Annotated in this window: 19 protein-coding genes; 12 read left to right on the top strand and 7 right to left on the bottom strand. The window is 53.0% G+C overall.

Features of this window, described 5'->3' with window-relative positions:
* Positions 1-94 precede the first annotated feature (94 nt).
* Complete coding sequence (locus MKX98_RS01405; protein WP_339220987.1) at positions 95-856, bottom strand: kanamycin nucleotidyltransferase C-terminal domain-containing protein; 762 nt, start codon at positions 854-856, stop codon at positions 95-97.
* A gap of 140 nt (positions 857-996) precedes the next feature.
* On the opposite strand from MKX98_RS01405, the gene MKX98_RS01410 reads away from it, so the two are divergent.
* On the top strand, positions 997-1,332 hold the full coding sequence (locus MKX98_RS01410; RefSeq protein ID WP_259445532.1) for a hypothetical protein: 336 nt from the start codon (positions 997-999) through the stop codon (positions 1,330-1,332).
* 111 nt (positions 1,333-1,443) lie between these two features.
* Positions 1,444-2,157 carry an SAM-dependent methyltransferase gene (locus MKX98_RS01415; protein WP_220686933.1) on the top strand — a complete coding sequence of 238 codons (714 nt, stop codon included), beginning with the start codon at positions 1,444-1,446 and terminating at the stop codon, positions 2,155-2,157.
* A gap of 97 nt (positions 2,158-2,254) precedes the next feature.
* Here MKX98_RS01415 and MKX98_RS01420 read toward each other — a convergent pair whose 3' ends face one another.
* Both MKX98_RS01420 and MKX98_RS01425 read right to left on the bottom strand, forming a co-directional pair.
* Positions 2,255-2,884: a GyrI-like domain-containing protein gene (locus MKX98_RS01420; protein WP_339220990.1), complete on the bottom strand. Its 630-nt coding sequence runs from the start codon at positions 2,882-2,884 to the stop codon at positions 2,255-2,257.
* Positions 2,885-2,972: 88 nt separating this feature from the next.
* Positions 2,973-3,956 (bottom strand): YafY family protein, encoded by a 984-nt coding sequence (locus MKX98_RS01425; RefSeq protein WP_220686931.1) that lies wholly within the window; start codon positions 3,954-3,956, stop codon positions 2,973-2,975.
* Positions 3,957-4,143: 187 nt separating this feature from the next.
* Here MKX98_RS01425 and MKX98_RS01430 point away from each other — a divergent pair, with 187 nt between their 5' ends.
* Together MKX98_RS01430 and MKX98_RS01435 are read left to right on the top strand one after the other, a co-directional pair.
* On the top strand, positions 4,144-4,785 hold the full coding sequence (locus tag MKX98_RS01430; protein ID WP_233354710.1) for a TetR family transcriptional regulator: 642 nt from the start codon (positions 4,144-4,146) through the stop codon (positions 4,783-4,785).
* 308 nt (positions 4,786-5,093) lie between these two features.
* Positions 5,094-5,837 carry an SDR family oxidoreductase gene (locus tag MKX98_RS01435; RefSeq protein ID WP_220686930.1) on the top strand — a complete coding sequence of 248 codons (744 nt, stop codon included), beginning with the start codon at positions 5,094-5,096 and terminating at the stop codon, positions 5,835-5,837.
* 170 nt (positions 5,838-6,007) lie between these two features.
* Here MKX98_RS01435 and MKX98_RS01440 read toward each other — a convergent pair whose 3' ends face one another.
* Positions 6,008-6,586 (bottom strand): TIGR00730 family Rossman fold protein, encoded by a 579-nt coding sequence (locus MKX98_RS01440; RefSeq protein WP_220686929.1) that lies wholly within the window; start codon positions 6,584-6,586, stop codon positions 6,008-6,010.
* A 218-nt stretch (positions 6,587-6,804) separates the two neighbouring features.
* Between MKX98_RS01440 and MKX98_RS01445 the strand changes: the two genes are divergently transcribed.
* The gene (locus tag MKX98_RS01445) at positions 6,805-7,122 is read left to right on the top strand and encodes a MazG-like family protein (protein ID WP_220686928.1); all 318 of its coding nucleotides are present in this window, start codon (positions 6,805-6,807) and stop codon (positions 7,120-7,122) included.
* A 235-nt stretch (positions 7,123-7,357) separates the two neighbouring features.
* On the opposite strand, the gene MKX98_RS01450 is transcribed toward MKX98_RS01445, so the two are convergent.
* The 3 genes from MKX98_RS01450 to MKX98_RS01460 form a co-directional block, all read right to left on the bottom strand.
* Entirely contained in the window at positions 7,358-8,335 is a 978-nt protein-coding gene (locus MKX98_RS01450) for an electron transfer flavoprotein subunit alpha/FixB family protein (protein WP_220686927.1), read from the bottom strand.
* Between the two features lie 276 nt (positions 8,336-8,611).
* The gene (locus MKX98_RS01455) at positions 8,612-9,379 is read right to left on the bottom strand and encodes an electron transfer flavoprotein subunit beta/FixA family protein (RefSeq protein ID WP_194540448.1); all 768 of its coding nucleotides are present in this window, start codon (positions 9,377-9,379) and stop codon (positions 8,612-8,614) included.
* Between the two features lie 38 nt (positions 9,380-9,417).
* A complete protein-coding gene (locus MKX98_RS01460; protein ID WP_100539665.1) occupies positions 9,418-10,008 on the bottom strand; it encodes a TetR/AcrR family transcriptional regulator in 591 nt (196 codons plus the stop codon).
* Positions 10,009-10,475: 467 nt separating this feature from the next.
* Between MKX98_RS01460 and MKX98_RS01465 the strand changes: the two genes are divergently transcribed.
* The 7 genes from MKX98_RS01465 to secG all read left to right on the top strand — a co-directional run bounded on the left by MKX98_RS01465 (position 10,476) and on the right by secG (position 21,919).
* Entirely contained in the window at positions 10,476-12,656 is a 2,181-nt protein-coding gene (locus MKX98_RS01465; RefSeq protein ID WP_339220996.1) for a heterodisulfide reductase-related iron-sulfur binding cluster, read from the top strand.
* A complete protein-coding gene (locus tag MKX98_RS01470; protein WP_339220998.1) occupies positions 12,653-15,094 on the top strand; it encodes a 3-hydroxyacyl-CoA dehydrogenase NAD-binding domain-containing protein in 2,442 nt (813 codons plus the stop codon). Before MKX98_RS01465 ends, MKX98_RS01470 begins: the two co-directional genes overlap by 4 nt.
* A gap of 348 nt (positions 15,095-15,442) precedes the next feature.
* Positions 15,443-16,633: an acetyl-CoA C-acyltransferase gene (locus MKX98_RS01475; protein ID WP_339221000.1), complete on the top strand. Its 1,191-nt coding sequence runs from the start codon at positions 15,443-15,445 to the stop codon at positions 16,631-16,633.
* A gap of 638 nt (positions 16,634-17,271) precedes the next feature.
* Positions 17,272-19,062, top strand: coding sequence for an acyl-CoA dehydrogenase family protein (locus MKX98_RS01480; protein ID WP_220686923.1), 1,791 nt, complete (start codon positions 17,272-17,274; stop codon positions 19,060-19,062).
* A 101-nt stretch (positions 19,063-19,163) separates the two neighbouring features.
* Complete coding sequence (locus MKX98_RS01485; RefSeq protein WP_220686922.1) at positions 19,164-20,840, top strand: long-chain fatty acid--CoA ligase; 1,677 nt, start codon at positions 19,164-19,166, stop codon at positions 20,838-20,840.
* 99 nt (positions 20,841-20,939) lie between these two features.
* Positions 20,940-21,389 (top strand): PaaI family thioesterase, encoded by a 450-nt coding sequence (locus tag MKX98_RS01490; RefSeq protein ID WP_220686921.1) that lies wholly within the window; start codon positions 20,940-20,942, stop codon positions 21,387-21,389.
* Positions 21,390-21,688: 299 nt separating this feature from the next.
* Positions 21,689-21,919 (top strand): preprotein translocase subunit SecG, encoded by a 231-nt coding sequence (gene secG / locus MKX98_RS01495; RefSeq protein WP_194540456.1) that lies wholly within the window; start codon positions 21,689-21,691, stop codon positions 21,917-21,919.
* Positions 21,920-21,988 lie beyond the last annotated feature (69 nt).

Consider the following 21,988-nt stretch of genomic DNA (forward strand, 5'->3'; position numbering starts at 1 on the left):
GCTCTTACACAGCGTAATTCCAGAATATGACATGTGTCAATATAAGATTGAGAATGATCAGCATTCCATGCATAACACAAAGCAAGAGCCTCCATCAGAATGGAAGCTCTTTTGATTTATATTCAATGTTCATTTTTTCATACCATGCGTTCAGACCGGTCCAGAGCTGTTCGCAAAGCTCATACACATGATCGATCTGGAGAAGCTGACCCCGCATCACCAATTGTGCCAGCTCATCGTATCCCGAAGGCCTGGATTTCAGGGATAGTGATTCCTCCAATGTTTTGGCTCTTGTATTGTAAAACGTTCGGTTGGCAAGTCCAATCAGCTTGGCCGTCTGCCAGGTCAGGTCCTTGGCTCCAAGCGGGAGGTAGCCTAAGTTACCGGATTGGACGTTGTTTCGTATTTTGCCCATCGTTTCGTAGGGTTCCCAGATCATGAATTCCCGCATCGTTTCTTTGATGGCTTCGTCTGAAACCTGGAGGGGCAGCTTCCGAATTTCAGCAAGCAGGTTCGCCGGATCGTAGATTTCCTGTAGATGGACATAAGCGCCCGCTGTAATCGCCCATGAGTCGTCCACCGACGCTGCATCCTTGAATATGTCCTGCTTTTGTTCCATTCCGATTTCGATTTTGAAAGGGGGGTATATGAATTCATATCCGGGCAGGGAGACTCCGTCCTGTGTAACAACTTGAAGTTCAATGTCCGAGTAAGGACCATCAATCCCTTGTGCAATCGAACCGTACAAGCCAATGGCCAAAATGTTATCGCCGTGCAACTGAAGCAGTCGGTCTTTGATTTGATGAATGATGTTCATTTTCTCTTCTCTAGTCGTAGCAGCAGGATAAGGCAGCATAAGGAAATCCCCTCCGAAGAAAGTTAGTTATCTATATTATAGTATAAATAGAACGGTTGTATTAGGGGGGTGACGGGTTTATGAAGTTTAGGAGAGTTCTAGCCTGGTTCGTCTTGGTGATAGTGATTGGTTGTTCTGGTTTGAGCAAGATAGCTGTGCCTGAGGACCTGCTCGCGGAGGGGGAAGATGAATTACGAATTCATTATTTCTATGAAGATGCCCATGCCGCGAATGAGCTGGATGAGCAAGCCCGGATCGTATGGTGGAGTGAAGAGGTTGACGATATGTCCGATACCGATACAGAGGTTTTACAGGCAACCATGTTACATAACGTAAGGGAGGAGAACGCCAAGCAAAAGGCCGAAACTTTAGGACTTAGAAGATTTCCGTTTTTTGTAGTGGTGAACCATAAAGAAATTGCCTTGAAAACAGCTGACTTGAATGAAGTTGTAGACTTTCTAAAGAAGAACAGGTAGAGATCGTAAAATCCTTATCCCCTCATTCCACCTTATGGTAATATATCCTTGCGGAGGTGGGGAAGTAGCCATCGTACCCGTTCCCGTAATAAATAGCTGAGGTGAGTAGAGATGAGTAGAGATGAGCAGAGTCAAGGCAAGACCAAGCAGGAACTGGACCGGGTTGTATTCATTGGCCGCACGTTTGAAGAATACACGCATATGTTTGATTTGGAAATGTCGAACCTAGCCGGCAAAAGCGTATTGGATTGCCCTTCCGGTGCGTGTTCGTTCACCGCTCACGGTGCGAAGCGTGGTCTCGATATAACGGCCAGTGATATTGCCTATGACCACAAGCCGGATGACCTGGAGGCCAAGGGGCTGCAGGATATCGGGCATGCGATGGAAACGATGGAGCAGGCGAAGAGAAATTATGTCTGGGACTATTATGGAGATGTGGTGGGGCTTCGTCATCATCGCCAGCAAGCGCTCCTTGATTGCGTTCAGGATATGAGGGAGTTTCCGGATCGCTACGTCGCTGCGGTACTGCCGGAGCTGCCTTTTGATAACAATCAGTTTCATCTGGTGCTGTCCGCCCATTTTCTGTTTATGTACAGTGACCGATTGGATTATGACTTTCATGTCCAGACGATTCGGGAGCTGCTGCGCGTTGCCTCGGAAGAGGTGCGCATCTTTCCGTTAACCGATTTGTCGGGGGGGCGCTACGCTCATTTGGAGCGCCTGATTCATGAGCTAGAGGTAGACGGTTTTCGGGTGGCGGAAGTTAAAGTGCCTTATGAGTTTATGAAGAACGGCAATTCGCTGCTAAGCATTCGTAAGTTCTAGAAGAATGAAGGTAAGATGTGGGGAGCCGGCAATGTGCCGGCTCCTTTATTTTTAGCTGGGTATGGTGTTTGTCGTCAGGGAACAGGGTCCGCCGTATTTACTGATCCAATGAATGCGCCTGTCTTACAGGAGCGCGGAGAATGGTTTTCATGGAGGAGGAGGCGGCTTTTCGTGGATCGGACAAATAAACCTCATGATGATGCCCGTCCTGTACGTAATGATGCTGTTTCATGTAAGCATACATTTTCGCCAGCGTATCAGGCTCTGTGCTGTAGGGGCCGATATGCATGATTTGGACGCATAGTCCCTCATGGATCGTTTCCAATACCACTTGCTGAATGGGCTCCAGATGATTTTTCTTGGAGAAGGCTTTGTCCCGTGCGGAATCGACGATCTCCGGGGTGACAAACGCCGGCATCCGAATGAGCAGCTTCCAATGCCATTCCTCTTTTGGAACCTCCAAACCATACCGATCCGAGTTAACCCACCATTGCCCTTCAAGTTTAGGAACGGTGAAATCCTGAATCTCCGCCTTGCAATATCCCTTAACGCCATAGGCAACGGTATACAGCGCCTCGGTTGCATTCTCGAAAAGGGAGCTTTCGGGCGCGCCTTGGCCTTCGAACGACAGATAGGGCAAGGGATCAAACTGCACGAGCTCGGGGGTGTTCCCGGCTGTATAATAGGTTTTATCGCTTTTGGCCAGATCGAGTTTAGGAAGCGGCATACATGAATCTCTCCTTTTTGGACATGATTTACGCCTATCATAAACCAGCTTCACTGACAGCATAGGAGTCAGTGAAGTTGTTGAAGGATCAGTCCTCGTAATATGCGGCCAGGTCTCGGGCCGTCTCGGAGAGAACAGTTCGCAGCTGCTGCGGCTCAAGTACTTTGACTCCTTTGCCAAAAGAAAGCAGAAGATAAGGCATGTATTGCAGCATCCAATCCGGATGCATACGGAATTCGGCCTCATCGTCATTGCTTCTTGCGACAAGATAAGGCTGTAGGAACCACTGGTTGCATAACGTGTCCAGAACCTCGGAGCGACCTTGAAGGCGAACGGTTACCAACGTCGGTTCCTTCGCCTTCGACTTCGTATTGTGATCCTGATACTCATGAATATGGCTCATATAATCATGTACCGAGAAATGTTCCGGCATTTCAAATGTACGGCCTGTTACCGACAGGCTGTTCATCCGGTCTACCCGGAATACGCGGAGGGCCTCCCGTTGATGGCAATAGGCAATCAAATACCATTTGCCGAGCCGGTAGATCAGCCCATAGGGATCAATATGGCGCTCCTCCACGGAGCCGCTGAAGGACTTCGCATATTGAAGGACCAGGGTTTCGCGTCTGGCAATGGCTTGCTCTAACTCTCGCAATCTGGGGTGAAGCAAGGCACTCTGTGATGGCAGTGGGATGTGAATGCTGCCAACATGACGCCTCAAGTCTTCCAATTGAGATTCCTGAAGCCGGTGCTCAATCTTGGTTAGTGCCTTTTCAAGAGCATCCGTAAACGGATAGTCCGCTTGCCGGGCAAGTAGCGCACTGTGTTCCATGGCTTTAAGCTCGGTTAGTTCGAAGAACAGCGGCACGCTTAAAAAAGAATCGGGCAGCCTGAATCCCCCGCCATGTCCGGATTCGGATATGATAGGGACCCCGCTCATATCCAGCGTGTCGATGTATCGGTAGACCGTTCGGACACTTAGCTCAAGCCTCTCCGCCAATTGCTCGGCCGTCATTTTTTTATGGGATCGAAGCAGCCATAGTATGGATAACAGATAGTCCAGCTTAGCCATGGACAGCACTCGCTTTCTTCATGTTATTTCGGTTATATCCGGCTTAATGAAGCTATTATAACAATCCATGAGGGGGTATGATCAAGCGAATAAAACGGGGACTCCTGGTATAACAAATAACAAAACTTCAATATTGATATTGAATGATGGTTTGTTATAATGTGTTCAACAGAGAGGGGGCGTGAAGATGGGCAGTCGGGCGGACAATGTAAGTCCCGTTTCGGTGCTCATTGAACCTATGTCACATGACCAACCACTAACGAAAGAAGCCATATTGGACGCGGCCGAGCAGACGCTTCGGCGCTATGGTCCTGACAAAACCTCGGTTGTCGATGTTGCCAAGGCGCTTCAAGTCAGCCATGGATCCCTGTATCGGCATTTTCCCAGCAAGGCCGCTCTGAGAGAAGCCGTAACGGAACGGTGGCTGCAGCGGATTGCGGATCCGTTACAGAAGATTGCAGACGGAACGGAGGGCAGCGCCACCGATCGCTTGCGGTTATGGACGGATACCCTCATCCGGGCCAAACGGGCTTATGTCCTCGAGGATCCCGAGATGTTTGCCATGTATACGACCGTGACGCTGGAAGCCGTCAAGGTAATTGATACGCATGTAAAGCTGTTAATCGGACAGGTTGCCCAGATCATCGATCGAGGGATGCTTACTGGTGAATTTAAGCCGGGCCAGTCGGAGTCGGTGGCAAAAGCCTTTTTCATGGCAACGTCCCTGTTTCATCATCCGGTGCATGCTTCTCAGTGGACCTCGCAGGAGATTGAAGCCGATTTTGACTCGGTGTGGGCCATATTGTTATCCGGAATCGCGAAACAGTAAACGGGCGAGAATCATAGTTAGAGGGAACTAAGCAGGGGTAGAGGCGGCCGTTATGCATTTCCGAACAGCACTTCGGGAGCTGGTGCAGCGAGATCACCCATTACGTTAAAAAGATGCTATTCTTGGCGATTTGCATGAGATAGCGTCTTTTTTGTATATATATCATTACAAATGACAAAAATATAAAACTGTCACTTGTAATTTGTAATGTGCAGACATATAATCAAATTACAAAAAATGACGTACAGATCAGAGGATCCATCTGATGAGATATTCGTGCACCTAATTCATATGCGGGAGGTTGTATCATGACAAAGAGTTTATCGGGCAAGGTAGCTATCGTAACGGGAGCATCAAGAGGCATCGGGCGTGAAATTGCGGAGAGACTTGCGGAGAACGGGGCTAAAGTGGTTGTAAACTATGCAAGCAGCCCGGCTAAAGCCGAGGAAGTGGTGAGCGCCATTAAGCAAAGCGGCGGCGAAGCCCGGGCCATTCAAGCTGATATTCGTCAGGTAGCAGCGATTGAACGACTGTTTGGTAAAACGATCGAGGTTTATGGCGGCATCGATATTCTCGTGAACAATGCCGGCATCATGACAACCAAGCCGGTTGCTGCCATGACGGAGGAAGATTTCGATCAGCAGTTTGCGATTAATGTGAAGGGGACTTATTTCGCGATCCAGCAGGCTTTTCACCATATGAATTCGGGCGGCCGCATCATCAATTTCTCGACGTCGGTGGTTGGGCAGATGTTCCCGGCGTACAGCGTATATGCAGGCACGAAGGGCGCTGTAGAGCAGTTTACGCGTCAGTTGGCCAAAGAATTCGGACCGAAAGGAATTACAATTAACGCAGTGGCGCCCGGACCGATTAATACGGAGCTGTTTACGATTGGCAAGTCGGAGGAGCAGATCGCGGGTATCGCAAACATGAATGCTTTCGGACGTCTGGGAGAACCGGATGATGTTGCAGGGGCCGTCCTCTTTCTGGCCGGCGAAGAATCGAAATGGATCACAGGCCAAACGATCCGCGTGAACGGCGGTTTTGTGTAATACTCACACCATCAAAATAACGCAAGAACAAAAAGGCACCGGGAGTCCGGTGCCTTTCGTTACGGATACGGTCGATCTGTTGTAGAGAATCCTAAATACGTATCAACCAACATGGAGTACAAGACTTCCCTGAATGCGTGGGAAAGATCGCTGTTCTCCGCAAACGCTCCTTAATCCAATTCCTTCCACTTTAAGTCCAGCGTCGGAGGGGTGTAGCTATCCATGAGCTCGAGCAGCTTGAGCGGGTCATCGGAGAGGTTGATCAGGTTTAGGTGGGAGGCATTGGAGAAACCTTCCGTGATACTGTACTGAATCAGCTTCATGAACGGTTCATAATACTCCCGGACATTCAGCAGCCCGATCGGTTTCTGATGAATTCCGATTTGCGACCAGCACAATACCTCGAACAATTCCTCAAAGGTTCCAAAACCGCCCGGCATGGCGATAAACCCGTCGGACAGCTTCGCCATCGTCGCTTTGCGCTCATGCATATCCGCTACTTCAATGAGCTGGGTCAGCTCGGTATGTACAATCTCGCCTTTAAACAGTCCTCTCGGCATCACACCGATAACTTCACCGCCATGCTGCAAAACGGCGTTAGCCACTTCACCCATCAATCCGATTTTGGAGCCGCCGTATACGAGCTTGTATTGGTTGTGGGCAATGTGTCTGCCGAGCTCGGCAGCTTTCGCTTTATAATCTGGATGTTCCCCCATGTTCGATCCCGCAAATACACATATGGATTTCAATTCGCACACTCCTTGACAAGATGTTGATATTTGATTCGTGTAATTATACTATATATAGTGATTTGTGTCATGGCGTCGATGAACGATATTGTTAATGATCATCAGATGGCACCTCTTATCTTATGGCATACATGTTAGCATTATCATGAGTTTGTTCTTGAATTGTGTAAAAAGTAAAGGTTAAAGTCATCCCAGGGAATCGCGGAGGTAGCACAAGTATGGATATGAATGAAGCGCAGCAATGGATTAAACAATTTTATGGAGAGCGAGGCTGGACCGAGTACGGCCCCTTTATTCGCGTTGGGTTTTTGATGGAGGAGACAGGGGAAACAGCGCGTGCCGTTCGCGCTTATGAGATCGGCAGGGATCGCCCCGACGAGGAGGTTCAATCCAGGGAACGGCTCAAGCAGGATTTGGTGGAGGAGATCGGCGACGTGCTCGGCAACATTTCACTGTTGGCGGATCTTTATGGGATTTCGCTGGAAGAGGCGTTTACGGCCCATCAGCAGAAGCTGCTGAAGCGGTTTGGTTCTTAAATGAACGAAAGTCGGGTCCTTCCTATCATCAGATGATGACGTGGTGGAGTCATTGAATGGCTGAATGGCAGCATACATAACCGGCTTGATAGCGCATCGCAGGAATTATGGCAGTAGCCAGAAAGCCGAAAGGATACGTCCGGGTTTAGAACTGTAAAAAGGCTGCAACCCAGGGTCCAATGGACGTTGGGGTGCAGCCTTATCATATTATATCATCTAATGAGCTTGAATTATGCTAGGATACCAGGACTTTGCGGAATTCCTGCGTCAGCAGCGGAACGATGTCGAACAGATCGCCGACGATGCCGTAATCGGCTACCTTGAAGATCGGTGCCTCAGGGTCTTTGTTGATGGCGATAATGACCCGTGATTGGCTCATGCCGGCCAGATGCTGGATGGCGCCGCTAATGCCGCAGGCAATATAGATCTCGGGCGTAACGACTTTGCCGGTCTGCCCGATCTGGAGCGCGTAATCGCAGTAGCCGGCATCACAGGCGCCGCGCGATGCTCCGACGGCACCGCCGAGCAGGTCCGCGAGCTCCTCCAGCGGCTGGAAGCCTTCCGCGCTCTTCACGCCGCGCCCGCCGGAGATGACGATTTTGGCTTCCGAGAGGTCGATTTTTCCCGTGGTTTTGCGGACAACGTCCTTTACCACGGAGCGGAGGGAAGGGGCAGGGTAAGCGATGTCCTCAATGCTGGCGCTCGCGCCTTCGATGGCTTCCGCAGCAGGAATATTGTTCGGACGCACCGTGACCACCCACGGTCCGTTCTGGAAGACGCGCTTCTCAAAGGCTTTACCCGCATAGAGCGGACGAGTGAACACCGCTTCTCCACCTTCCGTCTCGATCGCGGTTACGTCGGAAATTTGCCCGGCATTCAGGGAAGCGGCGACGAGCGGTGCTAAATCGCGGCCGATAGCTGTATGTCCGAAGAGTACGGCATCCGGCTTGGCCTGACCGATAACCGCTTCAATGGCGGCCATATAAGCTTCAGGATTATAATTTTCCAGATCATCATGCTCAACCGTATAGATCGTATCGGCACCATAGGCGTTCAGGGCCGATACAGCCTCCGTAATGTTGGAGCCCGCAACCAGAATGCGGATGCTGTCACCGTCACCTGCAATCAAGCGAGCCGCGCCAAGCGTTTCGAGAGCAACCTGACGCAGCTTCCCATCCCGGTTCTCGGCATACACTAATATCGTTTTGCTCATATCATAACCTCCTAGGATCCATTTGGGATTGAAGAGAAGAGATTTGACGATTTAACCAACCTGAGCAACTTAAGCGAATTCAGGGGATTTCCTCAGAAGCGCTGCTGCTCGGATTTCGCGGAACGTATCAAGCGAAAAGCGTGCATGACGGACATCCCGTAAACCATACAATCAGAATACATAGGGAATGATGGCGCGGCTCTCCGTCGGGTCCGTGTAACCGCATTCAATAGTACGAGTCAAAGGGGTATATTCGTACATTCGAATACCCGTTCATCAGATCACTTTCGACTGGGTGCGGAGCAAGGATACCAGCTCATGCGCCACTTCGGCGGGCTCGCCCTTCAGAATGCGTCCTGCACTTCGCTCCGGCGGCAGGGACAGCTCGCTTTGCTTCGTTGCCGGCTGGATATCGGCTTCCGATAATCCGAGATCATCCAGGGTCAACGTCTGAAATGGCTTTTTCTTAGCCTTCATGATGCCAGGCAGCGATGGATAGCGTGGTTCGTTCAAACCTTGCTGTGCCGTGAAAATCGCCGGGAGCTGAACCTCCAGCACTTCAAGATCGCCTTCGGCATCCCGGTGCACTTCAGCCGTGGTACCGTTCAGCGTAAGCTTGGTAATGGAGCCGGCATGTGAAATACCGAGAAGGCTTGCCAGGCGAATGGCCACCTGACCCGAACCGCGGTCAACGGAGAAGTTGCCGCCGAGGATCAGATCCGGGCTTTCCTTGGACAAATACGCGTGCAGCACTTTGGATACCGCATATTCATCGTCCGGAATCCGCTCGTCGGAGATCAGCACGGCATCATCTGCACCCATCGCGAGGGCAGTGCGTAGGGTCTCTGCCGTACGATCCGGCCCGACGGACAAGAGTGTCACGCTGCCGCCGTGGTCATCCCGAAGCTTCACGGCTTCTTCCACCGCATATTCGTCATACGGATTGATGACAAATTTCACCCCATCCTCGGCAATCGATCCGTTCTCAATCGTAATTTTTTCCTCCGTGTCAAAGGTCTGTTTAAGCAATACCACAATCTTCATCGGTTAAACGCTCCCTTCAATATGAATATCAGCGGGACTTATTGTCCGCCGGAAACACCGTTCAGGAAAAAGCTAAGCGTCTCATCCGCCTGATCGGACAGAGAATACTTGCGGCCGGAGATCAGCCAAGAGGTCACCGCTTCGTCCATCGCGCCAAAAATCAGGTTGCGCACCAGCTTGACGTTCAGATCGGAACGGAATTTCTGTTCTTTGATGCCCTGTTCCAGAATATTCTCGATCAGCACAATATATGGCTTCAAAGCGCTGCCGATTTCCTTGCGCAGCTCCAGATCGCTCTGCCGCAGCTCAATCTGAGTGACATAAGCAAGCTCAGGATTGCTCTCCAGCTCCGAAAAATGGATGCTGCACACCGTCCGCAGCGCTTCCACGGCATCCGTGGTTCCTTCCACGCTTTCGTGGAATTTGCCGACCAGCTCGCCAAGCTTCTCCTGGAACAGGCGGATCAGGATATCCTCCTTCCTCTTAAAGTACAAATAGATGGTGCCGTCAGCCACGCCGGCAGCTTTGGCGATCTTGGAAACCTGGGACCGGTGGTAGCCGTTCTCGGCGAATACTTTCAGGGCGCCCTGGAGAATAAGGTGGTATTTTTCATTTTTTTTACTTGTCATATGCTCACCCCGGTGTTAGAATACAGTTAAAATTATGAATGAATACTCATTCATTTCTTGTATCCATCATAAAATACGTTCATGTCGTTGTCAACGATGGGTTACGAAGAAGCGCGAAATGGATGAAGCAGTTGGATCAGAGCAGCAGAATAAGGCGTTCATATCAGAGCAATAGACGGCAGTTCAACCGGAAGAAACAAGTCACTGGGTATCCGCAGGCAAGTACAGATGAGAGCGATGTACGGATGAAGAGATGCAGCCAGAAACGATGAAGTTCGGTTTAGAGTGGTCGGCACGGCACGATGTGGAGGTCTATTTTTGTTCCTCTAATGAAAGCGCTTCATATATGTCCCGACATGAACACATGACAAGAGGTTTCGGAAGGAGTGACAGGAGCTTCGCAAAATGGGACGCTGCACAAGACTATGAGAAGAAAGAAGGATTTTTAACGCAAGGGGCTGAGAGAGATGATTCTGACATTAATCAACGCGCTGCTCTTTGTCTTGATCACCGGTTGGGCGGTGTATATGTTCGCCACCGTGGTGTATCGCCGGTACCTGTATATCCGTTTGGGCAAGCCAGCGAATCTGAGGAAGGATCTGAAGGAACGCCTGAGCCAATTCGCCATCCAGGTATTCGGACAGAGCAAGCTGTTTAAGGATCGCAAGAGCGGCATCATGCATTTTATCGTGTTTTACGGATTTATCATTTTGCAGTTCGGTGCGCTCGACATCATCTGGAAGGGATTGTCCGGCCACAGCCTGCCGATTCCGGGGCACGCCGGCTTTATTCTCATGCAGGAGATTACGGTTGCGCTGATCCTGCTCGCTATCGGTTATGCGGCCTATCGCCGCTATGGCGAGAAGCTGAAACGGCTCAAGCGGGGCTGGAAGCCAAGCATTGTCGTGTTTTTCATCACCACGCTGATGGCTTCGGTGCTGCTGACGATGGCTTTTGAACGGCTTATGGAAGGACTGGCGTGGTCGGCCATGGCACCGATCTCCTCCAGCATTGCGGCCGTGTTTGCCTGGATGCCGCCGGTGGCGGTTACGGTTTGCTATTACGCGTTCTGGTGGCTGCATCTGTTGATTCTGCTATCGTTCCTTATCTATGTGCCGCAATCGAAGCATTTTCACCTCATTACGGCGCCGATCAACATTCTGGTTCGTCGCACCGATCCCCCGAGCAAGCTCAGCAAGCTGGACCTGGAGGATGAAGAGGCCGAGGCATTCGGGGTAGGCAAGATTGAGGATTTTACGCAGAAGCAGATGCTCGATTTCTATGCCTGCGTCGAATGTGGAAGATGCACCAACGTATGCCCGGCCTCGAATACAGGCAAGCTGCTGTCGCCGATGCACATGATTGTGAAGCTAAGGGATCATCTCACGGAAAAAGGGGCTGCGCTCACCTCCAAATCGGCATGGATGCCAGCCTCTGTGTTTGGATCACCCGGCGTTCACTCCATGGGCGCAACGGATCTGGCCCTTGTCGGCTGGAAGGGCGAGGGCATTACCGATATCGGCCCGACGATGGAGGTGCAGAAGCGCTCCTGGCATCAGGTTGAGGGCGTTGACCCGAAGGACATTCAATTGATCGGCGGCGTCATGACGGAAGAAGAGATTTGGGCGTGCACGACCTGCCGCAACTGCGAGGATCAGTGCCCGGTCGCGAATGAGCACGTCGACAAAATCGTGGACCTTCGGCGTCATCTCGTTCTGATGGAGGGCAGCGTGCCGCAAGAAGGCCAGCGGGCGATGCAAAACATCGAGCGACAAGGGAACCCTTGGGGAATCAGCCGCGCGGACCGGAGCAAGTGGGTGAAGGAGGTCGATCCGGAAGGGACTTTGGATCTGAAAATTCCGACCGTGAAGGAAAATCCGGATTTCGACGTGCTGTTCTTTGTCGGCTCCATGGGCTCTTACGACAATCGCAGCCGCAAGATCACCAAGGCCTTTGTCCGGCTTATGAATGAAGCGGGCGTCAACTTCGCCATTCTCGGCAACGAGGAGAAGAATTCGGGCGATACGCCGCGCCGGATGGGCAATGAATTTCTGTTCCAGCAGCTGTGCATGGAGAACATCGAGACATTCCAGAAGTACGATGTGAAACGAATCGTGACGGCTTGTCCGCATACCTTCAATATTTTGAAGAATGAGTATCCGGAATTTGGGCTTGAAGCCGAGGTGATTCATCATACGGAGCTGCTGGACCAGCTGGTGAAGGAAGGGCGTCTTAAGCCCAAATACCGGGTTCAGGAGAAAATCACCTATCATGACTCCTGCTACCTGGGACGGTATAACGACGTGTATGATCAGCCGCGCAGCGTGCTTCGCGCCATTCCTGGCGTCGAGCTCCTGGAGATGGAGCGAAATCGCGAGAACGGGATGTGCTGCGGCGCCGGCGGCGGGCAGATGTGGATGGAGGAGGATGCGGGCAAGCGCGTGAATCTGGCGCGTACCGAGCAGGCGCTGGCTGTATCTCCGACGATGATCAGTTCAGCCTGTCCGTTCTGCCTGACGATGCTGGAGGACGGCACGAAGCTGAAGGAAGTGGAAGAAAGCGTAAAAACGCGAGATATCGCGGAAATCCTGGAGTTATCCGTATTCGGTCTATCCGAAATCCATGAACAGGAGGTCGTTGTGCAATGAGCAATACCATTACCAAGGAATCCGTCAGCGGTTCCGGTGTCGCAAGTCGAAACATAACCAAAGCCGCCGTGATCGGCTCTGGCGTCATGGGGTCGGGGATCGCCGCCCATCTCGCCAATGCCGGCATTCCCTGCCTGCTGCTCGACATCGTTCCGAAATCCTTAACCGCCGAAGAGGAGAAAGCCGGATTGTCGCTGGATCATCCGAAGGTACGAAACCGGCTAGCGGCCAAAGCCATTGCCGCTCTGCCCAAATCAAGCACTGCTCCGCTGTATAGCGCCGATTTTGTGGGCCGGATCACCCCAGGCAATACCGAGGATCATCTGAGCCAGCTGAAGGACGTGGATTGGATCATTGAGGTGGTCACGGAGCGCCTGGAAATCAAGAAAAGCATCTTCAAGCAGATTGAGGGCGTGCGCAAGGAAGGATCAATCGTCAGCACGAATACCTCTGGCATTTCCGTTAATGCGATGGTCGAGGACTGCAGCGAGGAATTCCGCAGCCACTTCCTGGGAACCCATTTCTTCAATCCGCCGCGTCATATGAAGCTGCTGGAGATTATCCCGGGCTTTGATACGGATCCGGACATTACAAAGTTTATGGTTGATTTCTGCACGAAGCGCCTTGGTAAAGGGGTTGTGCTTGCGAAGGATACGCCGAATTTCATCTCGAACCGGATCGGCACCTACGGTCTTCTGGTCACATTGCAGGAGATGGTGAAAAACAGCTATACCTTGGAGGAAGTGGATGCCGCCACGGGACCCGTTCTGGGGCGTCCGAAGAGCGCCACCTTCCGTACCCTGGATTTGGTCGGCATCGATACCTTTGTCCATGTGGCCAGAAACGTGTACGACTCCGTGCCGGACGGGAACGAGAAGGACGTGTTCACGGTTCCCGATGTCATGAATGAGCTTGTCACCCGCGGCTGGATCGGTGAGAAGGGCGGCCAGGGATTCTATAAAAAAGTAAAGAGCGAGCAAGGCAGCAAAATTTTATCGCTCAACCTGTCCACGATGGAGTACAATCCGAGCGCCAAAGTGAGCTCCGCTTCCATCGAAGCCGCCAAAGCGGTGAAGGGAGCCAAGCGGAAGATCAAGGCATTCCTCGGTACGCAGGACCGTTACTCTGAACTGGCTTGGAATGTATTGAAGCAAGTGCTTGTCTATGCGGCCGACAAGCTGGGAGAGATCGCCGATTCCATTCAGGACATCGACAACGCGATGAAATGGGGCTTCAACTGGGAGCTCGGTCCATTCGAGACCTGGGATCTGATCGGACTGCCGGAATCCGTGCAGCGCATGGAAACGGAGGGCATGATCGTCCCGGCTTGGGTGAAGGATTGGATTGCCGCCGGGAACAAGTCCTTCTATCAGCAGAAGGACGGCGAGGTGTTCCACTATTTCAAAGGCGAGTATAAGGGCGTAGAGGTTCAGCCTGAGCTGATCTCGCTGCAAGCGCTCAAATCGCAAAACCGGATCATCCGCTCGAATACGGGGGCGAATCTGATCGATATTGGGGATGGCGTGGCATGTCTTGAATTCACGTCCCCGAACAATGCGATCGGCGCCGATATTCTGGTCATGATTCAGCAGAGCGTGGAAGAGGTCAGGGCCAATTACCGCGGGCTGGTGCTGGCGAACGAAGGCCGCAACTTCTGCGTCGGCGCCAACCTGATGCTCATGCTGATGGAAGCGCAGAGCGGCGATTGGGATGAGGTGGATGACATCATCCGTCTGTTCCAGGGCAGCATGATGAAGCTGAAGGGGTTGGAGAAGCCGGTTGTGGCTGCGCCTCACCGGATGACGCTGGGCGGCGGCGTGGAAGCGTGCCTGCCGGCTGACCGGATCATTTTCTCGGCGGAGACCTATTTCGGTCTCGTAGAAACGGGGGTCGGCCTCATTCCGGCAGGCGGCGGCTGCAAGGAGCTGGCGCTCATGACCAGCAACCGTCATCCCGACAAGGAGAGCGATCTCCAGCCGGAGATTAACAAAATCTTCGAGATGGTGGCGATGGCGAAGGCATCGACCAGCGGACATGAAGCAATCCGCATGGGTTATGGGCGCAGCGGGGATACGGTGGTCATGAATCAGGATTACCGGATCTATGAAGCGAAGCAGGCGGTACTTGCGATGGACCGGGCAGGCTATGTTCCGCCGCAGCCGGGCAAAGCCCGCGTGGTCGGCCGCGACGGCCGGGCCGTGCTCCAGATGGGCGCCATCGACATGAAGCGCAGCGGTTATATCAGCGATCACGATCTGTTGATCGCGAAGAAGCTGGCGCACATCCTGACGGGCGGCGATGTTCCCGCGGGAACGGTGGTGAGCGAGCAGCATCTGCTCGACCTGGAGCGGGAAGCGTTCCTCAGCCTGCTCGGCGAGGTCAAGACCCAGCAGCGCATGCAGCATATGCTGGCGAAAGGCAAGCCGCTGCGGAATTAGGGCGATTCAGCTTGGACGGTACTTCCTTGGCAATTTTGAGCGTCTCGACTTCCGGTCTCTCCTTGCCTTCGGTATCTTGAAAGCAATCAGGACATGACGAAAACTAAATGTTGGTATAGTCCTTAAAGCTTCACAGCTAAAAGATTAGCTATCATCCGCAACGTGCGATTCACCAAATCAAACGTGGATACGGTACATGTGGCAGATTGTCCGTGCTGTTGAAGTTTGGGTGATGGCAGCTCTTTAATCAGTTCCACCTGTTACGAATTCATTTCACGGCCGATTAGCGGCCCGCGCAATTATAAACGGTATTGGATCCAACCATTTCAAGTTGATGAGGTGAATGGCATGAGAGAAGCAGTCATAGTATCCCTTGCCCGTACTCCGGTGGGGAAGGCGAAGAAGGGCAGTTTTGCCCAGACGCGCGTGGAGGATCTCGGCAAAGCCGTACTGGAAGCCGTCATTGAGCGTGCACCGGGCCTGAAAAAAGAGGACGTCGAGGATATCATCCTCGGCTGCGCGATGCCGGAAGGCGAGCAAGGCCTGAATGTCGCGCGGATTATCTCGCTATATGCGGGATATCCCGTGACGGTACCCGCGCTGACCGTCAATCGTTTCTGTTCCTCGGGGCTTCAGGCAATCGCTTTTGCGGCAGAACGCATCATGCTTGGTCATGCCGAGGTCATCGTCGCCGGCGGTGTCGAGAGCATGAGCCATGTGCCGATGACCGGCTTCAAGCCGGCGCCGCATCCGACGATCGTGGAAGAGATGTCGGAGGTGTACATTGGCATGGGCCATACCGCGGAAGAGGTGGCCCGTCGCTTCGGCATTACCCGCGAGGCGCAGGATGCCTTCGCGGCTAGCAGTCACCGCAAGGCCGCGGCGGCCATCGCGGAAGGGAAGTTCCGGGACGAGATCGTACCGGTGAACGTAACGCTGGCTGCGGCCGATGAGCAGGGCAAGGTGCGCAGCAAAACCTTTGCCTTCGATACGGATGAAGGGGTCCGGCCAGACACGACCCCGGATGTGCTGGCTAAACTGAAGCCAGCCTTTGCCCTTGGCGGCTCGGTGACCGCGGGCAATGCGTCGCAGACGAGTGACGGCGCGGCGGCGGTAGCCGTCATGAGCCGCGAGAAAGCGGAGCAGCTGGGCCTTACCCCGCTGGCTACCTTCAAATCGTTTGCCCTGGCAGGCGTAGAGCCGGAGATTATGGGCGTCGGCCCCGTTGAAGCGATCCCGAAGGCGCTGCGCATGGCGGGCATTGAGCTGGATCAGGTGGATGTGTTCGAGATTAACGAGGCGTTCGCTTCGCAATGCCTCCACATCATCCGCGCGCTGGGTATCGACGAGAGTAAAGTCAACGTCAATGGCGGCGCTATTGCGCTCGGCCATCCGCTCGGCTGCACCGGCGCAAAACTGACCGTCAGCCTCGTCTCCGAGCTGGCCCGCCGCGGCGGCGGCTACGGCGTCGTGAGCATGTGTATCGGCGGCGGCATGGGAGCCGCGGGGGTGTTCGAGGTGCACGCAGCCGGGGCGTAAGGAGTAGGTGGTGCAGAATTACGCTACCTTCCAAGCGCCTAGAGGATATGGGGCGGGATTCTCGCATTAGTCTCTGCAGGTGCTCATTGTGGTTCGATTCGCGTTTGTCCTCAAGAGGACCTGCAGCTCCCAACAAGGTGTTAGGAAAAGTTAGTTCAATAACGTTTCTGATAATAATCGGTCAACCCAATCTAGATTCTTTAGTATCAAGTCTACTGGTCCTCTACTGATGCATGACCAGCCTATTCACTCTGAAATGTAGTCTTAGTGCCGTGTCCGCTCCGAACACGGACCGGACACGGCACCACCCACTCCAACCACAGGGGAGTGCAATGATAGCCAAAGGCAGGTGTTGAACTTAGGAGATTCACTAGTGTGCGCCAGCCCAGCGGAGAGAGCGGAATTGTACTGGAGAAGCGGCAGCGGTCGCCTTTGAGTTTGGATTTCTACTATGGATAGATTCATTCCTGGAAATCCAAACTCAACAGCGATCGGAAGTACAATCCGCACGCGGAGCGGACATTTGTGCACCTCCCTTAAGCATTACTGCATCTAGGGGTCAATCCAACAGATACCAACATAACACCAGGGCAGTCCTTGCACTCCAATATTCCACATTCCGAAAGGGGAAACCAATCATGAGCGATAACCAAACCAAAGAACCGAAAATCAAAGGTGGCAGCTTTGTCATCGATAATCCCGATAAACAGCGCATCCTGACACCGGAGGATTTCACGGAAGAGCACCGCATGATCGGCGAGACGGTGCGTGATTTTATCGACGGGGAAGTCGTGCCGCATGATGAAGAGCTGGAGAAGCTGAATTACGAGATGACCGTAGATCTGCTTCGCAAGGCAGGCGAGCTGGGCCTGCTCGGGGCCGATGTGCCGGAGCCGTTCGGCGGGATCGGGCTGGATAAGGTCAGTTCTACAATAATTAATGAAGCGTTGGCGAAGGGATCGTCCTTCGCGCTTTCCTTCGGGGCTCATGTGGGGATCGGTACGCTGCCGATCGTGTTCTTCGGCACGACCGAGCAGAAGCAGAAGTACCTGCCGGATCTCTCGACCGGCGCTAAAATCGCGGCTTATTGCTTGACGGAGCCGACCTCCGGCTCGGATGCGCTGGGTGCCAAAACGACGGCACGCTTGTCGGACGACGGAGAGTATTATATTTTGAACGGATCGAAGCTATATATAACTAACGCCGGATTTGCGGATATCTTTATCGTCTACGCCAAGATTGACGGGGAGCACTTCACCGCGTTCATCGTCGAGAAGGAGATGGAGGGCTTCACGCTCGGTCCGGAGGAGAAGAAGATGGGCATCAAGGGCTCGTCGACGCGTCCGCTCTTTTTCGAAGACGTCAAGGTGCCGAAGGAGAACCTGCTCGGCGAGATCGGCAAAGGCCACCGGATTGCCTTTAACATCCTGAACATCGGCAGGTATAAATTGGCAGCCGGTACGGTCGGTGCGGCGAAGGAATCGATCGAGCTGAGCGCGAAATATGCTAACACCCGTAAACAGTTTGATACGCCTATCTCGCAGTTCCCGCTCATGCGCAAGAAGCTGGCCGAGATGAACATCACCACCTTCGTGATGGAGAGTATGGTTTACCGGACGGCAGGATTGCTGGACGAAGCGATGCAGGACATCGATTACAACAGCGAGGATGCCGGAATCCACTCGGCTGCGGCGATCTCTGACTATGCCATCGAATGCTCGATCAACAAGGTGTTCTGTTCGGAAGGACTCGATAACGTGGCAGACGAGGCGGTACAGATTCACGGGGGCTATGGATATATCCAAGAGTACAAAGTGGAACGCATCTATCGGGACTCCCGCATCAACCGTATCTTTGAAGGCACGAACGAGATCAACCGGCTCCTGATTCCGGGCACGCTCGTGAAGAAGGCCATGAAGGGTGAGATCGCGCTCCTGCAAAAAGCACAAGGTCTCCAAGGAGAGCTGCTGCAGCTGGTACCTGGTCAAACCTTCGAGGGCACACTAGAGCAGGAAGCGCACTTCCTGGAGATGAGCAAGAAGATTTTCCTCCTTGCAGGCGGTATGGCGGTACAGAAGTTCGGAACGAAGCTGGAGAAAGAGCAGGAGGCCTTGTCCAATCTGGCGGATATGATGATTGATATTTATGCTCTCGAGAGTGCGCTGCTGCGTACCCGCAAGCAAATCGAACGCACCTCCGAGGAAAAAGCAGCCGGCATGATCGAGATGACGCAGGTGTTTGCATACGAGGCGTTCCAGCGCATTGAAGCACTTGCAAAAGAAACGCTGGCCTCAGTGGAAACCGGGGATATGCTGCGGATGCAGCTGTCGGTGCTCAAGAAACTGACGCGTTGCACGCCGGTCGATACGGTGGCCCTCAAGCGCAGCATCGCAGCCCGCGTGGTCAAGAACGAGCGGTACACGGTGTAACACGCGTCAACGCCAATACGATGCGTAAGTAACCGCAAAAGAGAGAGATTTTTCTTGGAGTAGGAAAGAAGGAGCATTCCTTAGGAAAGGGTTGGTTTTGTATGGATACAAAGCCTTGGCTGCCGTTTTATCCGCCCGAAGTAGCCCCCGCTTTTGATTATCCGAAACAGAATTTGGCATCATTTCTCGTGACGTCGGCACAGAAGTTTCCGAATCGGCCGGCCATGTATTTCATGGGCAAGACGATCAACTATAGAAGTCTGCTGGAGTCGTCCTATCGTATGGCGAACGCGCTCCGCAGCAAAGGAATTAAGAAGGGCGACCGGGTAGCGATCATGCTGCCCAACTGCCCGCAGGTGGTGATCTCGTATTATGGCGTGCTGCTGGCCGGAGCCGTTGCCGTCATGACCAACCCGCTCTATATGGAGCGGGAAATTGCGCATCAGATGAAGGATTCCGGTGCCAAGATCATCATTACCATGGATATGTTTGTGTCCCGCGTTGAAAAAGTCATCGAGGAGACGGAACTGGAGCATATGATCGTCACGTCCGTGGCGGATTACCTGCCATTCCCCAAAGATCTTCTCTACCCGATCAAAGCCAAGAAGGAGGGCCCTCTTCCGGTCGTCAATTATGGGAGCCGCGTCCATGCCTTCAAGAAGCTGCTCGCCAGCGCGCCGAATGACCCGATCTGCGAACCCGTGAAGGCGGAGAAGGACTTGGCACTGCTCCAGTATACGGGTGGTACGACGGGTGTTCCTAAAGGCGTCATGCTGACGCATATGAATCTGATCGCCAACACCTTGCAGTCCGCGAACTGGTGCTTTCAGGTGGAGGATGGGAAGGAGCGCTATTTAGCGGTTTTGCCCTGTTTTCACGTGTTCGGACTGACCGTGCTGCTGAACCAGGCCATCTACCGTGCCGGCATGCTGATATTGGTACCGAAATTCGAAGTGACGATGATTCTGAACCTGATCAAAAAAATGAAGCCGACGCTTTTCCCGGGCGCGCCGACCATGTATATCGCACTGATTAATCATCCCAAGATCAGGGAATATGACCTCTCTTCGATTAATGCTTGCGTCAGCGGCTCTGCCGGGCTTCCGGTTGAGGTGCAGGATAAGTTCGAGGAGCTGACCAAAGGACGGCTGATCGAAGGCTATGGCCTGACTGAAGCTTCCCCGGTTACTCATGTGAATCCGATCTGGGGAAGGCGCAAAATCGGCACCATCGGCGTACCTGTTCCGGATACGGATGCTAAGGTGGTCGATCCCGATACGGGCGAAGAAATGCCCATCGGGGAGCCTGGTGAGCTAATAGTAAAAGGACCGCAGGTGATGATGGGGTACTGGAACCGGCCGGAGGAGACGTTCGACACGCTGCGAAACGGCTGGTTGTTCACAGGGGATATGGCAACGATGGACGAAGAGGGGTATTTTACGATCATCGACCGCAAGAAGGACATGATCATTGCAAGCGGTTTCAATATTTACCCTCGGGAGATCGAGGAAGTACTGTATGAGCATCCTTCCGTCAAGGAAGCCGTCGTTGTCGGAACGAAGGACGATTATCGCGGCGAAACCGTGAGGGCTTATATCGTGCTGAAGGATGGCGCGTCTCCGGACCCTTCGGGCCTTGAGAAGTTTTGCCGCAGTCAGCTGGCAGCCTATAAGGTGCCGCGCGAGTACGTGTTCCGCGATTCGCTGCCGAAGACGATGGTAGGCAAGGTGCTGCGCCGCAAACTGCTGGAGGAGGAAGAGGAAGGTAGAACGGGCTGAAGCGCAGAATAGCGGAGCAGGCACGTTAAGTGATTCATGTTATCCCGCTGGAATGGATACAGTACTAACGACGTCATAACAAAAAAAGGAGGCGGCCTGATGAATCATACCAATGCCAATCCGGATACGAAGGCCGGGCAGCCGGAATTCGACCGGGAGGCGTACATTGAGGCCATGACTCGAGCGGCGGAGCCCACCTTCTGGGGATATCTCGGCTGCAAGCTTGCGTCTGCCAGTCCGGAGGCGGTTGTCGTCACGCTGGATGCCCAGCCACATCATATGAATATGATGGGCATCGTGCATGGCGGCGTACTCTCCTCATTGATGGATAACGCCATGGGCATTGCCGTCATGCTGGAGCGCCCCGGCGAATCCACGGTGACGAGCAATCTGAACGTGCATTTTGTCATGCCGGCCAGAGCGGGTCTCCTTACCGTAACGGCAAGCATCGTGCATCAGACGCACCGTTCGGTCACAACAGAATGCAGAATTGCGAACGAGAAGGGCGATCTTGTAGCGATCAGCACAGGATCCTTCCGAGTGAAATAAAGCAGCCTTGGCTGCTATGAAACAGGTGGTCTGCCAGCGCTGGAGGGGCAGGCCATTTGTTTTTTGGCGAGCGAATCATGGTGTGGCCGGATATGGAGTGTCAGTCCATACCGCCAATCGACGATGTTAGGCGACTTCCAACCGGCTGGCCGAGCAGATTTTTTGTTGGGATTGTTCCCCGCACTTCTTGTCAGGCCATTAAAGCTGTGGTACAATAAAAATGCTGTTTTTCATGTAGAATCTAGAATGTCTCTTCAGATCATAAATTTAGATGTTTACATACGTAGGAGGTGGAAGTCATGGTTGTATTTTTTGAAGTGTTGCTTGTTATTTTCTCCATCGGGTTGATTACTGTCGTTCTTCTCCAAAAAGGGAAAAGCGCAGGTCTTGCCGGTGCCATCTCCGGCGGTGCGGAACATCTTTTTGGTAAAACAAAGGCTCGCGGTATGGATCTCGTACTGCAGCGTACAACGGTAGGTCTTGCAACAGGATTTATGATTTTGGCCATCGTTGTTGCTATGTTGAAATAACAATTAACGTTACCCTCGCTTTTTCACTCTTGGAAGAGCGGGGGTTTTTTATTGCCTGAATTTCGGAAT

This window comes from Paenibacillus sp. FSL W7-1332 (assembly GCF_037969785.1).
Classification (GTDB): Bacteria; Bacillota; Bacilli; order Paenibacillales; family Paenibacillaceae; genus Paenibacillus_AQ.

Coding starts and splice junctions, on each gene's coding strand:
- MKX98_RS01470 (WP_339220998.1), top strand. CDS start 12,653: ATGAGCAATACCATTACCAAGGAATCCGTCAGCGGTTCCGGTGTCGCA.
- MKX98_RS01415 (WP_220686933.1), top strand. CDS start 1,444: ATGAGTAGAGATGAGCAGAGTCAAGGCAAGACCAAGCAGGAACTGGAC.
- MKX98_RS01490 (WP_220686921.1), top strand. CDS start 20,940: ATGAATCATACCAATGCCAATCCGGATACGAAGGCCGGGCAGCCGGAA.
- MKX98_RS01465 (WP_339220996.1), top strand. CDS start 10,476: ATGATTCTGACATTAATCAACGCGCTGCTCTTTGTCTTGATCACCGGT.
- MKX98_RS01435 (WP_220686930.1), top strand. CDS start 5,094: ATGACAAAGAGTTTATCGGGCAAGGTAGCTATCGTAACGGGAGCATCA.
- MKX98_RS01450 (WP_220686927.1), bottom strand. CDS start 8,335: ATGAGCAAAACGATATTAGTGTATGCCGAGAACCGGGATGGGAAGCTG.
- MKX98_RS01445 (WP_220686928.1), top strand. CDS start 6,805: ATGGATATGAATGAAGCGCAGCAATGGATTAAACAATTTTATGGAGAG.
- MKX98_RS01420 (WP_339220990.1), bottom strand. CDS start 2,884: ATGCCGCTTCCTAAACTCGATCTGGCCAAAAGCGATAAAACCTATTAT.
- MKX98_RS01455 (WP_194540448.1), bottom strand. CDS start 9,379: ATGAAGATTGTGGTATTGCTTAAACAGACCTTTGACACGGAGGAAAAA.
- MKX98_RS01460 (WP_100539665.1), bottom strand. CDS start 10,008: ATGACAAGTAAAAAAAATGAAAAATACCACCTTATTCTCCAGGGCGCC.
- MKX98_RS01430 (WP_233354710.1), top strand. CDS start 4,144: ATGGGCAGTCGGGCGGACAATGTAAGTCCCGTTTCGGTGCTCATTGAA.
- MKX98_RS01425 (WP_220686931.1), bottom strand. CDS start 3,956: ATGGCTAAGCTGGACTATCTGTTATCCATACTATGGCTGCTTCGATCC.
- MKX98_RS01485 (WP_220686922.1), top strand. CDS start 19,164: ATGGATACAAAGCCTTGGCTGCCGTTTTATCCGCCCGAAGTAGCCCCC.
- MKX98_RS01480 (WP_220686923.1), top strand. CDS start 17,272: ATGAGCGATAACCAAACCAAAGAACCGAAAATCAAAGGTGGCAGCTTT.
- secG (WP_194540456.1), top strand. CDS start 21,689: ATGGTTGTATTTTTTGAAGTGTTGCTTGTTATTTTCTCCATCGGGTTG.
- MKX98_RS01475 (WP_339221000.1), top strand. CDS start 15,443: ATGAGAGAAGCAGTCATAGTATCCCTTGCCCGTACTCCGGTGGGGAAG.
- MKX98_RS01405 (WP_339220987.1), bottom strand. CDS start 856: ATGCTGCCTTATCCTGCTGCTACGACTAGAGAAGAGAAAATGAACATC.